Origin of the sequence: Frigoribacterium sp. MEB024 (assembly GCF_000878135.1) — a bacterium.
GTDB lineage: Bacteria > Actinomycetota > Actinomycetes > Actinomycetales > Microbacteriaceae > Frigoribacterium.
The window spans coordinates 1-13,974 of the sequence record NZ_JXQZ01000101.1; the positions used below are offsets into that span (position 1 = coordinate 1).

A 13,974-nucleotide genomic window follows, 5' to 3' on the forward strand; every position below is an offset into this window, starting at 1 on the left:
CGCCTCCTCGACGTTCACGGACGACGCCGGCGTGACCGGCGAGATCGTCGTCTCGGCGCCCCACGTCGAGGACCACTACGACCGTCTCTGGCTGACGCACCGCATCAGCCGCCTGGGCTCGACCGCCGAGACCCGCTGGCACCGCACCGGCGACGTCGGGCACCTCGACGCGCAGGGGCGACTCTGGGTCGAGGGCCGCCTGCCCCACGTGATCACGACGGCGACGGGCGTGCTGACGCCGGTGGCGTCCGAACAGGCCGTGGAGGCGCGGGCCGGCATCGCCCGCGCCGCCGTCGTGGGCGTCGGCCCGGCGGGCACGCAGCAGGTCGTCGTCGTGGCCGAGACCGTCCCCCCGGCTCGTCGCGCGGGGCTGGCGTCCGCGGCCCTGGCGGCCTCGGTCCGCTCGGCCGTCGGGTCGGCGTCGGGTCGGCCCGTGGCCGCGGTGCTCGTCGTGCCGCAGCTGCCGACCGACGTGCGACACAACAGCAAGATCGACCGCACCGGCCTCGCCGCGTGGGCGACGTCCGTGCTGTCCGGCCGCCGGATGCGCCGCCCGTGAGGGTGCTGGTCACCGGCGCGAGCGGCCTGCTCGGCGGCGCCGTCGCCCGAGCCGTCGCCGCCGCCGGCCACGAGGTCACGACCTTCCAACGCCGGGCCTCGGGCGTGCCGGGCGCCCGCGACGTGCTCGGATCGATGACGAACCCGCGGGCCGTGGCCGCCGCCGTCCGCGACCAGGACGCCGTCGTCCACCTCGCCGCGAAGGTGTCGCTCACGGGTGACGCCGCCGAGTTCGAGGCCGTCAACGTCGGGGGCACGCGCTCCCTCGTCGACGCGATGCGCGCCTCCTCGGTCCCGCGGCTGGTCTTCGTCTCGTCGCCGTCCGTCGCGCACGCCGGATCATCGATCGTCGGCGACGACGCCCTGCCCGCCTCACCCGGGCACGCTCGCGGCGACTACGCCCGCACCAAGGCCGCGGCCGAGCGCGTCGCCCTCGGAGCCGCCGACGCCGACCTGCGCGTCGTGGCCGTCCGCCCGCACCTGGTTTGGGGCCCGGGCGACACCCAACTCGTCGAGCGCATCGTCGACCGTGCGCGCTCCGGCCGCCTGCCGCTGCTCGACCACGGCGCCGCCCTGATCGACTCCACCTACGTGGACAACGCGGCGTCCGGCATCGCCGCAGCCCTCGAGCGCGTGGACGAGGTCAGCGGCGGGTCGTACGTGATCAGCAACGGCGAGCCCCGCACCGTCGCCGACCTGATGGCCGGGATCTGCGCGGCCGCCGGGGTGCCCGCGCCTCGCCTGCGGGTGCCGGCCGGGATCGCCCGCGCCGCGGGGTCGTTGGTCGAGCGCGTCTGGGCCGTGCGGCCGGGCACCGACGAACCACCCATGACGAGGTTCCTCGCCGAGCAGCTGTCCACGGCGCACTGGTTCGACCAGCGGCGCACGCAGCACGACCTCCGCTGGACGCCCGCCGTCAGCGTCGACGAGGGACTGCGCCGGCTCGCCGCCTGGTACGCCGCCGGGCAGCCCTCCGTCTGAGGCCCACCCCGGCCGCACTCGAGTCGGCCGGTTCCCGTCGTGCCCGGCGGGTCGGCGACGACCCGCCAGGGTGACGGAGTCCGCCGACCCCCCTGGCGGAGGGAAGCAGGGCGAGGCGGCGTCCCCCGTTCTCTGTGCGAGGGCACACCTCGCTCCGACGCCGTGCCGCCTACCGTCGCACGGGTACCGGCAGCTCCGGTGCCGAGGGCTCAACGGAAGGACCATCCCATGAAGGCAGTCGTCTGGCACGGCATCGGCGACATCCGACTCGACGAGGTCGCCGACCCCACGATCGTCGACCCGACCGATGCGGTCGTCCGCATCACCCGGAGTGCGATCTGCGGCACCGACCTGCACTTCGTGCGCGGCACGATGGCGCCCATGGCCGAGGGCACGATCCTCGGTCACGAGGCGGTGGGCATCGTCACCGCGGTCGGCGACGACGTGCGCGGCTTCAGTGCCGGCGACCGGGTCGTCATCAACTCGACGGTGTCGTGTGGCACCTGCCGCTACTGCCGCCAAGGCCAGACCGCTCAGTGCGACGTGGCGAACCCCAACGGCCCCGACGCCGGTACCTGCTTCTTCGGCGGTCCGGCCTCGACCGGCCCGGTGAACGGCCTGCAGGCCGAGCAGGTGCGCGTCCCGTTCGCGCAGAACACCATGCACCGCCTGCCCGACACGGTCAGCGACGAGCAGGCCATCCTGTTGAGCGACATCTTCCCCACCGGCTGGTTCGGCGCCGAACTCGCCGGGGTCACCCGCGGCGACGTGGTCGCCGTCTTCGGTGCCGGAGTGGTGGGCCAGTTCGCGATCGCCTCGGCCTTCAAGCAGGGCGCGAGCCGCGTGATCGTGGTCGACCGTGAGGAGACCCGTCTGGCGCAGGCGCTCGCCCAGAACGCCGAGATCGTGAACTTCGACGAGGAGGACCCGGTCGAGACGATCGCGCGCCTCACCGGCGGTGCGGGCGTGGACGCCGTCATCGACGCGGTCGGCGTGGACGCACAGCACGCGAGCCACGGTCCCGCCGCCCCCGACCCCGACACGGCCGCCGAGTTCGCCGCCGAGGTCGCGCAGGTGGCCCCCGACGCGAACCCGCAGGGCGACCAGTGGGTGCCCGGCAACGCGCCGACCCAGGCCCTGCGCTGGGCCGTCGAGGTCGTGGCGAAGTACGGCCGCATCGGCGTCATCGGCGTCTACTCGCCGACCGTGACGTCGTTCCCCTTCGGCGAGGCGATGCTGAAGAACCTCACCATCCGCATGGGCAACTGCGACCACCACTCGGTGACCCCGCCGCTGATCGACCTGGTCGCGTCCGGCCAGTTCGACCCCACGGCGTTCATCACCGAGCACGAGGGCATCGGCTCGGCCATCGAGGCCTACGAGGCGTTCGACCGCCGCGAGCCCGGCTGGACCAAGGTCGAGGTCGTCCCCGGCTAGGGGCTCGGGTCGGCGGGTTCCCGTCGCTCCCGGCGGGCCGGCGCCGGCCCCATGGACGGCACGAACCCGCCGACTCCCGAGGGGGTCGGCGGGTTCGGGCGTCTGCGTGCGCCGGCAGGGTCAGATGACCGAGGCGCTCCAGTCGTCGGGGTTGCCGAAGCGGTGGGCCGTGATGGCGACGGCCTGCTCGCGCAGGAACGGCAGCAGCTCGAGGCGCCCGGTCGGCGTGACGGCTGCCGCGAACACGGCCACCGCCGGGTCGCCGCCCAGGGCGTCCGCCAGAGCCGAGGAGGCGCGGGTCGCGCCATCGGCACCGGTCACCAACCGCACGCGCTCGGTCGACAGGCGACCCGCACGCACCCGCGCGTGCCAGGCGGCGTCGTCCTCGTGCACGACGTCGGAGGCCGCGAGGCCGAGCGCGCGGACGAGGGCGCCCGGCAGCTCGACCGACGACGACACCGTGAGCGGCGCACCCGAGCGCCGTCCGGCGAGCAACACGCGGACCACGTCGGCCGGCGCCGCGCCGTCGGCGGCGCGGATCGTGACGGGCAGGGGACGGTAACGCAGCAGGTCGCGCTCGAGGCCGAGGTCGCTCACGTCGCGGGCGACGCCGAACTCGGTGGCCCAGAAGTGCTCGTCGCTGGCGGCGGCGGCCCGCAGGTCGTCGGAGGCCGACGAACCCGACGCCCCGAGCAGCGGCGACGCGGCCTCGAGGGCGGCCAGGGCCTCGCGACCCGGGCGCGCCTCCTGCGGTTCGGTCAGCGACGTCGGCTGCCACGAGCCGAGGTGCACGAGGTAGTTCGGTCCGCCCGCCTTGGCGCCGGCGCCGACCGAGGACTTCTTCCAGCCGCCGAACGGCTGGCGCCGCACGATCGCCCCGGTGATGCCGCGGTTGACGTAGAGGTTCCCCGCCTCGACCCGGTCGAGCCAGGTCGAGAGCTCGGCGGGGTCGAGGGTGTGCAGGCCTGCGGTCAGGCCGTAGTCGGTCGCGTTCTGCAGCTCGATCGCCTCGTCGAGGGTCTTCGCGGTCATGATGCCGAGCACCGGGCCGAAGTACTCGGTGAGGTGGAACTCGCTGCCCGCGGCGACGCCGGCACGGACGCCGGGTGACCAGAGCCGCCCGGTGTCGTCGAGTCGCTTCGGCTCGACCAGCCAGGTCTCGCCCGCGCCGAGCGTGGTGAGCGCCCGTTCGAGCTTGCCGTGGGCCGGCTCGACGATCGGGCCCATCTGCGTCCTGGGGTCGGAGGGCAGTCCGACGCGCATCGTCGACGCGGCGTCGACGAGCTGACGGCGGAAGCGCTCCGAGGTGGCGACCGAGCCGACCAGGATCACCAGGCTCGCCGCCGAGCACTTCTGGCCCGCGTGACCGAACGCCGACTTGATGACGTCGGACGCGGCCAGGTCGAGGTCGGCACTCGGAGTGACGATGATGGCGTTCTTGCCGCTCGTCTCGGCGAGCAGGGGCAGGTCGGTGCGCCAGCTGGTGAACAGCGCGGCCGTCTCGAAGGCGCCGGTGAGGATGACGCGGTCGACCGACGGGTGCGACACGAGGTGTCGACCGAGGTCGCCTTCGTCGACGTCGACCAGCTTGAGCACCTCGCGGGGCACGCCGGCGTCCCAGAGGGCCTGCACCATCACGGCGCCGCTGCGCTTGGCCTGACCGGCCGGCTTGACGACGACGCTGCTGCCCGCGGCGAGCGCGGCGAGGGTCGAGCCGGCCGGGATCGCCAGCGGGAAGTTCCAGGGCGGCGTGACGAGGGTGAGTCGCTCGGGGACGAACGTCGCGCCGTCGACCCGGTCGAGTTCTTCGGCGAGGTGGGCGTACCAGTTCGCGAAGTCGATCGCCTCGCTGACCTCGACGTCGCCCTCGGCGACGGTCTTGCCGGTCTCGCTCGCGGCGACCTCCATCAGGTCGGCGCGGCGGGCCGACAGCGTCGCCGCGGCCTCGCGCAGGACCGCGGCCCGACCCGCGCCTCCGCGGGCAGCCCAGTCGGCGGACGCGGCGACGGCGTCGGCGACGATCGCGTCGAGGGTGGCCTCGTCGGTCACCCGGGCGGACTCGATCAGCTCGACGCCCAGGCGCGAGTCGGCCGAGCGGGCGGCGATCTCGCGGCCCCAGGCGCGGTTGTCGGCCAGGGCGGGGTCGGTGTCGGGCTCGTTGTCGAAGCCGCTGCCGGCTTCGCGGGGCTGCAACGCCTGGGCCGCGTCGAGGCGGCTCTGCACGCGGTGCGGCGCCGGGGTGTCGCCGTCGACCTCGGCGAGCGAGGCGAGGAACCGGCCCTTCTCGCGCTCGAACATGGCCTCGTTCGAGGCGAGCTCGAAGACGGCGGACATGAAGTTCTCGCTCGAGGCGTTCTCTTCGAGGCGGCGGATCAGGTAACTGATGGCGACGTCGAACTCACGAGGGTGCACGACGGGCGTGTAGAGCAGGAGGCCCCCGACGTCGGCCTTGACCAGCTCGGCCTGCCCCTCGGCCATGCCGAGCAGCATCTCGAACTCGACGCGGTCGCCGACGCCACGGGCCTCGGCCAGCAGGTGGGCGAAGGCGATGTCGAACAGGTTGTGCCCGGCGACGCCGACCCGTACGGCGCGCGTCCGCTCGGGCGTGAAGGCCCACGTCAGCACGCGCTTGTAGTTGGTGTCGCTGTCCTGCTTGGTGCCGTAGGTCGCGAGCGGCCACTCGTGCACGGTGGCGTCGACGGTCTCCATCGCGAGGTTCGCACCCTTGACGATGCGCACCTTGATCGCGGCCCCGCCGGCGTCGACCCGCTCGGTCGCCCAGGTGGTGAGGTGCTGCAGGGCGCCCAGGGCGTCGGGCAGGTAGGTCTGCAGGACGATGCCGGCCTCGAGGCCCTTCAGCTGCGGCTGGTCGAGGAGGCGCGTGAAGACCGCGATCGTCAGGTCGAGGTCGCGGTACTCCTCCATGTCGAGGTTGATGAACTTCGGCTTCGGCGACCGGGCGGCGAGTTCGTACAGCGGGGTGAGCTTCTCGACGACGCGCTCGACGGTCTCGTCGAAGGCCCACATCGAGAGCTGGCTGACGATCGACGAGACCTTGATCGACACGTAGTCGACGTCGTCTCGGGCGAGCAGCGCCCGGGTGCCGGCGAGGCGGTGCTCGGCCTCGGCGTCGCCCAGGACGGCCTCGCCGAGCAGGTTGAGGTTCAGCCGCGTCTTGTCTTTCTTGATGTTCGCGATGGCCGCACCGAGCTTGGCGGGGCGGGCATCGGCGATGAGGTGGCCGACCATGCCGCGCAGGACTCGACGGGCGATCGGCACGACCACGCCCGGCAACACGGGCGCCATGACGCCGCCGAGGCGCACGGCCGAGCGCATGTGCCACGGCAGGAAGGCCGGTGCCTGCTTCGCCAGGGTCGACAGGTTGCGGGCGGCGACGCCGAGATCTTCGGGACGGACGACGCGGTCGACGAAGCCGATCGTGAAGGCGAGTCCCGACTCGTCCTTCAGGACCTGGGCGAGCAGGTGGGCCGAGCCGGTGCTCGGGGCGCCCGACGCGTCGTGCGCCCAGCGGCGGGCGAGGGCGACGGCGTCGTCGCCGATGCCGACGGGCAGGAGCTGTTCAGCGGTGGACGGCCCCGCCGTCTCGTCGATGGTGGTCATGGGATGAATGTAGGGCGGAACTTGCCACCTGGCAAGGTTTGACACGAGACCGTAACGTGCGCCGCGCCTCCTTCTCCACAGGGGGCCGATCGGCACTGGCGGTGGGGGCCGGACAGCGCTACCTTGGGCGCGTTCAGGCGGTGCACAGCGGCCGCCAAGACCGACCCGTCTGCGGATGGACGGGCCCCATGCACCGGGAGCACCCATGGCGATGATCGAGGCCCGCGGCCTCACGAAGACCTACCGGTCCAAGTCCGGCCCGGTCCACGCACTGACCGGCCTCGACCTGATCGTGCCCGAAGGCACCGTCAAGGCGCTGCTCGGTCCGAACGGCGCGGGCAAGACCACGGGCGTCAAGATGCTCACCACCCTCGAGCGTCCGGACGCCGGCACGGCCACGATCGCCGGGCTCGACGTCGTCGCCGACGCCCAGGCCGTGCGCCGCTCGATCGGCGTCTCGGGGCAGTACGCCGCGGTCGACGAGAACCTCACCGGATTCGAGAACCTCGACATGATCGGGCGGCTGTACCACCTGGGCAGCCGCGTCAGTCGGGACCGCGCCCGCGAGCTGATCGAGGTCTTCGACCTCGCCGCCGCGGGCGACCGGCCGGTCAAGGGCTTCTCGGGCGGCATGCGCCGACGGATCGACCTCGCCGGGGCGCTCGTGACGAATCCGCGGGTGCTCTTCCTCGACGAGCCGACGACGGGGCTCGATCCCCGCAGCCGACTCGCCCTGTGGGACATCATCACCGGGCTGGTCGACGGGGGCACGACGGTCCTGCTGACCACGCAGTACCTCGAGGAGGCCGACCGCCTGGCCGACGACATCTCGGTGATCGACGGCGGGGCCGTCATCGCCGAGGGCACGGCCGACCAGCTCAAGGCCCAGGTCGGCGGCCACCGCCTCGTCGTGGCCCTCGTCGACGAGGCGCGGGCGGATCAGGCGGTCGAGGTGCTCCGTCGGCACGGAGACTCCGATCCGACCGTCGGGGCCGACGGCCGCCAGCTCGAGGTCGCGGTCACCGACGGCCCGACCGCCCTGCAGCGGACGCTCGCCGACCTCGGGGCGGCCGGCATCGAGCTGCACGACGCCGGCATGCGACGTCCGACCCTCGACGACGTGTTCCTCCAGCTCACCGGCCACCGCGCGGCCGACGACGACGCGGGCGACGACCACGGCTCCCCCGACGACGACCCGGCCGGTGGTCGAGGTCGCGGTCGGCGCGGTGCGAAGAAGAGAGAGGCACGGGCATGACCACCACCGGAACCACCGCCGCCCTGGCGCAGACGCTCGTCCCGTCGAGCGACACGGGCCTCGGCACCTGGGCCTCGGACGGCTGGACGGTCACCAAGCGCAACCTGATCAAGGTGAAGCGCTCGCCCGACATGCTGATCTTCGCCGTGCTGCAGCCGATCATGTTCGTCCTGCTCTTCAGCCAGGTCTACGGCGGGGCCATCGCCGTCCAGGGCACCGACTACACGCAGTTCCTCATGGCGGGCATCTTCGCGCAGACCGTGGTCTTCGGCTCGACCTTCTCGGGTGCCGCGATGGCCCAAGACCTGAAAGAGGGCATCATCGACCGGTTCCGCACCCTGCCCATGAGCCCGTCGGCCGTGCTGATCGGTCGCACGAACAGCGACCTCGCGCTCAACACGATCTCGATGGTCATCATGATGCTCACCGGACTCGCGGTCGGCTGGCGGGTGAACGCCTCGCCTGCCTCGTTCGTCGGCGGGGTCGCCCTCCTGCTGCTGTTCAGCTACTCGTTCAGCTGGGTGATGGCCCTGCTCGGCATGAGCGTCAAGACACCCGAGACCATCAACAACGCGTCGTTCATGATCCTGTTCCCGTTGACCTTCGTCTCGAACGCGTTCGTGCCGAGCGACACCCTGCCGACCGTGCTGAGGGTCTTCGCCGAGTGGAACCCGGTGTCGTCGCTGGTTCAGGCCGCCCGCACCTCGTTCGGCAACCTGGGTGCCACCCCGGTGCCCGACATCTGGACGATGCAGCACCCCTACGCGACCGTCCTGCTCGGCATCACCGTGATGCTGGTGGTCTTCGTGCCGCTGTGCATCCGCAAGTTCCAGCGCATCAGCGCGAAGTAGCGAACGCCGGCGGTCGACCGCGAGCCGCCGCCCGCGGACCGTCGCGCGTCCGCCGAGGAGGCGCGGGTCAGCCCGCGAGCCCGGCCGCCTCGCGCACGGCGGCGTCGAGTTCGCTCGTCGGCACCGTGAGGACGCTCCCGATCACGAGGCGCATCAGGGCGGGGACGTCCACGGCGTCCCGCTCGTACAACCACTGCAGCTGCAACCCGTCCTGGACGGCGAGCACGACGCGGGCGGCCGACTCGGCCGTGTAGCCGTCGCGCAACCACCCCCGAGCCTGGGCGAGCCCGAGGTAGGCCGAGGTCGACGAGACGATGCGTTCGTAGTAGTCGGCGTAGTACTGGTGTGCGGGGTGGTCGGGTGAGGTGGCCTCGGCCGACGCCGTGATGAACAGCGAGATGACGACGGGCACGTCGACGTTGTACTCGGCGAGCGCGACGAGCTCGTCGACCCTCATGCCCCCGTCGTCGTCGAAGTGGCGTCGCAGTCGTTCGTCGCGCCGACGGAGCACGGCCATCAGCAGCTCGTCCTTCGTCGGGAAGTAGTGCATGAGCGACTGGTGAGAGACGCCGCACCGCCGCGCGATCTCGCGCAGGGTGGCGCCGTGGAACCCGACCTTGCCGAACACCGGCAGGGCCGCGTCGAGGATCGCCTCGCGCTTGGCGATGCCCTTGCGGTAGCGACCGGGTTCGCGCACCGCACCGACCGGGGGGACGTCGGTGACGTCGGCACGGGTCGGGTCGGGCTCGGGGGCGTCCATCGGGGTCAGCCTAGGTCGTCCCCCGAGCAGATGACGACGCCCGGGGACGAGGCGTCCGCACACGGTGCGTCGGCATAGAGTTCAGCGGTGCCGTGGTCGCTGCTGAGAACGCCTGCCTTCCGGGCCCTCTGGGTCGGACGCCTGTTCTCGTGGGTGGGCAGCGGCTTCGCGCCCCTGGCCATCGTCTTCGCGGCGATCGACCTGGGGGCCGACGCCGTCGACCTCGGGCTCGTGGTCGTCGCCCGGTCCGTGCCCAACATCGCCCTGGTGCTGGTCGGCGGGGCCCTCGCGGACCGTTTCTCGAAGCGCACCGTCGCGATCGCCTCGTCGTGGCTGTCGGCGGCGTCGCTCGTCGTCGCGGCCACCCTGATGCTGACGCAGACCGAGACGTTGCCCACCCTCGCGGCGGTGGGGGCGGTGAACGGTGCCGCGGCCGCCTTCTTCGGCCCCGCGACGAGCGCCCTGCTGCGCGAGACCGTGCCCGACGAACGCCTCCGGGACGCGACGGTGCTCAGCCGCGTCGGCATGAACGTCGGATTGGTGATCGGAACGGCGGTGGGCGGCGCCGTGGTCGCGACCGCCGGGTCGGGCGTTGCCCTGGCCGTCGGGGCGGCCGTCTTCGTGGTCGCGGCCGTCGTGTTCGTGGGGCTGCCCCGGGACGGTGCCCGCGCCTCCGGAGGGACGTCGGTGCTCGAGGACCTCGGCAGCGGGCTGGGCTTCGTCTGGCGCACGCGCTGGCTCGTCGCCACGGCGGCGCTGGCCTTCACGTTCCAGTTCGCCTTCGCCGGCGGGGTGCAGGTGGTGGGCCCGCTCGTGGCCGACCAGTCGTTCGGACGGCTGCTCTGGGGGTTCGCGGGTGCCCTGCAGACCCTCGGCCTGATCGTCGGGGCGTACTGGGCCGGTGCCCTGCGAGGACGGCTGCGCCTCTGGGCGGCCTGCCTCGGAGCCGCGGCACTCGCCCTGCCGCTCGTCTTGCTCTCGTTCGCCTACGGCACGGATCCGGTCGTGTTCGACCCGCTGCACTGGTTCTTCTGGATCAGCCTCGGCCTCTTCGCCGCCAGTGTGGGGCTCGAGGTCTTCACGGTGCCGCTGGACGTGGTCGTGCAACGTCAGGTCCCGGGGGCCTACCTGGGTCGCGTGTTCTCGTGCCTGACGCTGGCCTCGTTGGCCGGTGTGCCGGTCGGCGAGGTCGTCGTCGGACCGCTCACCGAACTCATCGGCACGCCGGCGACGCTCGCCGCCCTGGCCGGCCTCGTGGTCGCCGTCGCGGTGGCCGTGGCGCTCAGCTCACGGGTGCGACGGGTCGACGCCGGCCAGGAGGCGCGGGTCAGCTGAAGTCGCCGCGCTCGATCGCCTCGGCGTACTTGCGGACGTCCGGGCCGGGCTCGTAGTCGATGAAGCGATCCTTGACGGCGTCGTTGATCGCCTTGAAGGACTCCTCCCACGACTCGCCCGAGTGGGCGGCGGCGGCGTCGCGGACCGCGTCGCGCAGCACGTTGTCGGCGTCGGTCAGGATCTTGTCGCGGGCTTCGTCGTTCCAGCGCACGTCGTTCAGGTCGGCCATGGTGTTCTCCTCGTGGGGTGGGGCGGTGGTGGGTGGGGTGCGGCTGGTGCTACTTCTTCTTCGGGCTCAACGACGAGCCCTTGTGGGCGGCCTTCGCCCCGCTCTTGTCGCTCTCGACGACGAAGTAGGGCTCGTCGTCCGAGGCCTTGAACGTCTGCCCGTCGAGCTGGAACTCCTTCACGCGCTTCTCCACGACCGTGCCGTGGGTCTCGCCCTGGGGGGTGTTCCAGGTGACGTGGTCTCCCTTGCTGAACGACATCGCGCCTCCTTGGTGTGTCGATCCGTCCGTCGGCGTCCGGTGCCGCGCGGTGGTGGCGTGGACGGTACCCCGCTCGCGCCGACCCACCACCCAGCGTGGCGGGGTACAGGTCGGACGCCGCGACCCGTCGGGCTCAGCCGGTGAGGACGGCGAGCGCCGCGGCGAGCCGACGAGCCCTGGTCTCGGAGGTCTTCGCCGCTCCGATCGGTTCGACCAGGGCGCGCTGCCGGCTGAAGGACAGGGACTCGTAGGAGGCGCGGGCCGCGTCGTCCGCGTCGAGTGCCTCGCGCAGGTCCGCCGGCACCTCGACGACCCGCGGCTCGGTGTCGAGGGCCAGTGTGACCTCGACGTCCTGCCCGCCGACGACGCCCGACCCCGCCCGGTGCTCGGCACTGACGGGGATCAGGAACCGCCCGCCCATGCTCGCGACCGTGCTGCGGTACGTGTATCCCCGGAGCGTGACGACCACTGCGGGCTTCTTCCCGGCCGCCAGGGAGTCGACGACCTCCGGCGGCACGACGATCCCGGTCGCGTTCGTCCGGGCCTCGGCTATCGTGGTGCGGAACGTCACGGGTTCGGTCATGTCCGGATGCTAACGAGCCGCCACCGCCGGCACCACCACCGGCGCCGCTCAGACCGAGAAGCCGCCGTCGGCCTTGAGCAGCTGACCCGAGATCCAGCGACCCTCGGACGACAGCAGGAAGCGCACGACCCGTCCGATGTCGGCGGGCGTGCCGAGGCGCCCGGTCGGCTGACGCTCGATGCCGCTGGCGCGGATGGCGTCGTCCATCCACCCCGTGTCGATCGGGCCGGGGTTCAGCACGTTCGACGAGACGCCCAGGTGCCCGAGCTCGCGCGCCGCCGCGACGACGAGCCGGTCGAGGGCGCCCTTGCTCGACCCGTAGGGCAGGTTGTGCACGACGTGGTCGCTCGTCAGGGCGACGATGCGGGCGCCGTCGTCGAGCCGGTCGACCGGGGGCAACTGCTCGGCGAACGCCTTGATCGCGAGCCATGCCGCCCGCACGTTGACCGCGTAGTGCGCGTCCCAGCTCTCGAGCGTCGTGTCGAGGATCGACGAGTCGACGCTGTGCGAGTGCGACAGCACGAGCGCCGTCACCGGCCCCAGGTCGTCGGCCACCGCCCCGAGGAGGCGCGCGGGGGTCCCCGGGTCCGCCAGATCCGCCGGGTACACGGCCACGCGCGCACCCGCGGCTTCGAGCTGGGCGACGAGCGTCCCCACGTCGACGGACTTCAGCCCCCAGGGCATGGCGGCGTCGTAACCGTCCCAGGTGGTCAGCGCGAGGTCCCAGCCGTCGGCGGCGAGCTCGTGGGCGATGCCGTTCGCGATCGAGTTCGTGCGGCCGGCACCGGTGAGCAGACAGATCTTCTTCGACATGCGGGTCTCCTTCGACATCCGCTCAGCTTGTCAGACCGGTCGGCGCCGGCGGGGTCACGCGAGAGGAATCAGCGCCCGCGGCGCGGTCGGCTGCGGCCCGTGCCGCGCTGCGGCCCTCGGCCCTTCGGCGGCGTGCGCTTCGGCTTCGCCCCGCGCGGGTCGGGAGCCGACCCCTTGCGGGCCGTGGCCTCCTGCTCGGGTTCGTCGCGCCTCCTCGATCGCGAGCTGCGGGCCGTCCGACCCCGCACGACCCCGATGAAGTCGTCGAGGTCGTCGGTGAGCTCGCCCTCGGGCCAGACCAGCGCGATCGTGGTCGGCGGCAGGTCGGCGACGTAGCGGTAGGTCACCTCTTTGCGGGCGTGCAGCCGGGCGAGGGACTGCGGCATGACCGCGACGCCGGCCCCGGTCGCGACGACCGCGACGGCATCGGCGAGCGAGAGGGACGGGTCGAGGTCGTGCCGGTGCTCGTCGGCGAACGCGGCGGCCTCGACCTCGTCCTCGGCGCCGGCCGCGGTGACGGCGTGGTCCTTCGGCACGACGACGACGGCCCTCTCGTCGTAGAGCCGGATGACCGACAGCCCCTCGACCTCGATCGGCAGGCGGGCCAGGGCCATGTCGACCCGGTCGTCGCCCCGGGCGTCGTCGAGGGCGGGCACCGCGTCCGCGTCGGCGAGCGGCACGAAGGCCAGCGGGGTCTCGGGACGGCGTTCCTCCCAGAGCCTCGACCACTTGGACAGGGTGACGCCGGGCACGACCCCGATGCGGAACGGGGTGCGGGTCGGCTCGGTCGTCATGGGTCGAGGGTATCGGCCCGGTACCCTGGGCAGATGACCTCCGACGCGCCGTCCGGCAAGCAGCCGCAGACCCTCAAGCCCTTCACGGCCGCCAAGAAGCTCGGGGTGTACCTGCCGGCCACGCCCGCCGAGTTCCAGGCCGCCCCCGTCACGCGCGAGGCCTTCGCCGAGCTCAGCACGAACCCGCCCGAGTGGCTGTCCGAGCTGCGCCGCACCGGTCCCCACCCGCGACCCGTCGTCGCCCAGAAGCTCGGCATCTCGACCTCCGGCCTCGCCCGGGCCGGCGTCGACGACGTCATGACCACCGACGAGATCCACGCCCTGCTCGACGAGATGCCCGACTGGCTCCGCACCGAACGCGGCATCCACGCCGACGTGCGCGAAGAAGAACTGCGCGTGAAAGAGCGCAACGCCGGCCGCGAGGTGCTCCGCAAAGAGCGCGAGGCGAAAGAAGCCGCCGAAGGGCACTGACCCCCGCCCTGCGCTACCGTCGGCGAC

At 72.7% G+C, this 13,974-nt stretch carries 13 protein-coding genes and 1 pseudogene; 7 read left to right on the top strand and 7 right to left on the bottom strand.

The window, feature by feature from the left end; all coding sequences use genetic code 11:
* The 3 genes and pseudogenes from SZ60_RS14645 to SZ60_RS14655 form a co-directional block, all read left to right on the top strand.
* Positions 1-559 (top strand): annotated as a pseudogene (locus SZ60_RS14645) (AMP-binding protein); the annotation flags it as partial.
* The gene (locus tag SZ60_RS14650) at positions 556-1,539 is read left to right on the top strand and encodes an NAD(P)-dependent oxidoreductase (RefSeq protein ID WP_043597302.1); all 984 of its coding nucleotides are present in this window, start codon (positions 556-558) and stop codon (positions 1,537-1,539) included. The pseudogene SZ60_RS14645 and the gene SZ60_RS14650, both read left to right, overlap by 4 nt.
* A gap of 228 nt (positions 1,540-1,767) precedes the next feature.
* Complete coding sequence (locus SZ60_RS14655) at positions 1,768-2,976, top strand: alcohol dehydrogenase catalytic domain-containing protein (RefSeq protein WP_043597168.1); 1,209 nt, start codon at positions 1,768-1,770, stop codon at positions 2,974-2,976.
* Positions 2,977-3,096: 120 nt separating this feature from the next.
* On the opposite strand, the gene SZ60_RS14660 is transcribed toward SZ60_RS14655, so the two are convergent.
* A complete protein-coding gene (locus SZ60_RS14660) occupies positions 3,097-6,597 on the bottom strand; it encodes a bifunctional proline dehydrogenase/L-glutamate gamma-semialdehyde dehydrogenase (RefSeq protein WP_043597171.1) in 3,501 nt (1,166 codons plus the stop codon).
* 205 nt (positions 6,598-6,802) lie between these two features.
* Between SZ60_RS14660 and SZ60_RS14665 the strand changes: the two genes are divergently transcribed.
* Positions 6,803-7,852, top strand: coding sequence for a daunorubicin resistance protein DrrA family ABC transporter ATP-binding protein (locus SZ60_RS14665; protein ID WP_043597174.1), 1,050 nt, complete (start codon positions 6,803-6,805; stop codon positions 7,850-7,852).
* Positions 7,849-8,703 carry an ABC transporter permease gene (locus SZ60_RS14670; RefSeq protein ID WP_043597176.1) on the top strand — a complete coding sequence of 285 codons (855 nt, stop codon included), beginning with the start codon at positions 7,849-7,851 and terminating at the stop codon, positions 8,701-8,703. The genes SZ60_RS14665 and SZ60_RS14670 overlap by 4 nt, the downstream gene beginning before the upstream one ends.
* A 67-nt stretch (positions 8,704-8,770) precedes the next feature.
* On the opposite strand, the gene SZ60_RS14675 is transcribed toward SZ60_RS14670, so the two are convergent.
* A complete protein-coding gene (locus tag SZ60_RS14675) occupies positions 8,771-9,463 on the bottom strand; it encodes a TetR/AcrR family transcriptional regulator (protein WP_052505440.1) in 693 nt (230 codons plus the stop codon).
* A gap of 87 nt (positions 9,464-9,550) precedes the next feature.
* Here SZ60_RS14675 and SZ60_RS14680 point away from each other — a divergent pair, with 87 nt between their 5' ends.
* Positions 9,551-10,798 (top strand): MFS transporter, encoded by a 1,248-nt coding sequence (locus SZ60_RS14680; protein ID WP_056228830.1) that lies wholly within the window; start codon positions 9,551-9,553, stop codon positions 10,796-10,798.
* Here SZ60_RS14680 and SZ60_RS14685 read toward each other — a convergent pair.
* From SZ60_RS14685 to SZ60_RS14705, 5 genes are all read right to left on the bottom strand, one after another.
* On the bottom strand, positions 10,791-11,027 hold the full coding sequence (locus SZ60_RS14685) for a hypothetical protein (RefSeq protein WP_043597179.1): 237 nt from the start codon (positions 11,025-11,027) through the stop codon (positions 10,791-10,793). The two genes, SZ60_RS14680 and SZ60_RS14685, sit on opposite strands and share 8 nt — an antisense overlap.
* A 49-nt stretch (positions 11,028-11,076) precedes the next feature.
* Positions 11,077-11,286, bottom strand: coding sequence for a DUF2945 domain-containing protein (locus tag SZ60_RS14690; RefSeq protein WP_043597181.1), 210 nt, complete (start codon positions 11,284-11,286; stop codon positions 11,077-11,079).
* Positions 11,287-11,419: 133 nt separating this feature from the next.
* Positions 11,420-11,869, bottom strand: a complete 450-nt coding sequence (locus SZ60_RS14695) for a YdeI/OmpD-associated family protein (protein ID WP_043597183.1) — start codon at positions 11,867-11,869, stop codon at positions 11,420-11,422.
* 48 nt (positions 11,870-11,917) lie between these two features.
* On the bottom strand, positions 11,918-12,682 hold the full coding sequence (locus SZ60_RS14700) for an SDR family oxidoreductase (protein WP_231567184.1): 765 nt from the start codon (positions 12,680-12,682) through the stop codon (positions 11,918-11,920).
* A gap of 68 nt (positions 12,683-12,750) precedes the next feature.
* On the bottom strand, positions 12,751-13,476 hold the full coding sequence (locus tag SZ60_RS14705) for a LysR substrate-binding domain-containing protein (RefSeq protein ID WP_043597189.1): 726 nt from the start codon (positions 13,474-13,476) through the stop codon (positions 12,751-12,753).
* A gap of 33 nt (positions 13,477-13,509) precedes the next feature.
* Between SZ60_RS14705 and SZ60_RS14710 the strand changes: the two genes are divergently transcribed.
* Entirely contained in the window at positions 13,510-13,947 is a 438-nt protein-coding gene (locus SZ60_RS14710) for a DUF5997 family protein (RefSeq protein ID WP_043597192.1), read from the top strand.
* Positions 13,948-13,974: the final 27 nt, after the last annotated feature.

Coding starts and splice junctions, on each gene's coding strand:
- SZ60_RS14685 (WP_043597179.1), bottom strand. CDS start 11,027: ATGGCCGACCTGAACGACGTGCGCTGGAACGACGAAGCCCGCGACAAG.
- SZ60_RS14665 (WP_043597174.1), top strand. CDS start 6,803: ATGGCGATGATCGAGGCCCGCGGCCTCACGAAGACCTACCGGTCCAAG.
- SZ60_RS14710 (WP_043597192.1), top strand. CDS start 13,510: ATGACCTCCGACGCGCCGTCCGGCAAGCAGCCGCAGACCCTCAAGCCC.
- SZ60_RS14660 (WP_043597171.1), bottom strand. CDS start 6,597: ATGACCACCATCGACGAGACGGCGGGGCCGTCCACCGCTGAACAGCTC.
- SZ60_RS14700 (WP_231567184.1), bottom strand. CDS start 12,682: ATGTCGAAGAAGATCTGTCTGCTCACCGGTGCCGGCCGCACGAACTCG.
- SZ60_RS14670 (WP_043597176.1), top strand. CDS start 7,849: ATGACCACCACCGGAACCACCGCCGCCCTGGCGCAGACGCTCGTCCCG.
- SZ60_RS14690 (WP_043597181.1), bottom strand. CDS start 11,286: ATGTCGTTCAGCAAGGGAGACCACGTCACCTGGAACACCCCCCAGGGC.
- SZ60_RS14655 (WP_043597168.1), top strand. CDS start 1,768: ATGAAGGCAGTCGTCTGGCACGGCATCGGCGACATCCGACTCGACGAG.
- SZ60_RS14705 (WP_043597189.1), bottom strand. CDS start 13,476: ATGACGACCGAGCCGACCCGCACCCCGTTCCGCATCGGGGTCGTGCCC.
- SZ60_RS14695 (WP_043597183.1), bottom strand. CDS start 11,869: ATGACCGAACCCGTGACGTTCCGCACCACGATAGCCGAGGCCCGGACG.
- SZ60_RS14675 (WP_052505440.1), bottom strand. CDS start 9,463: ATGGACGCCCCCGAGCCCGACCCGACCCGTGCCGACGTCACCGACGTC.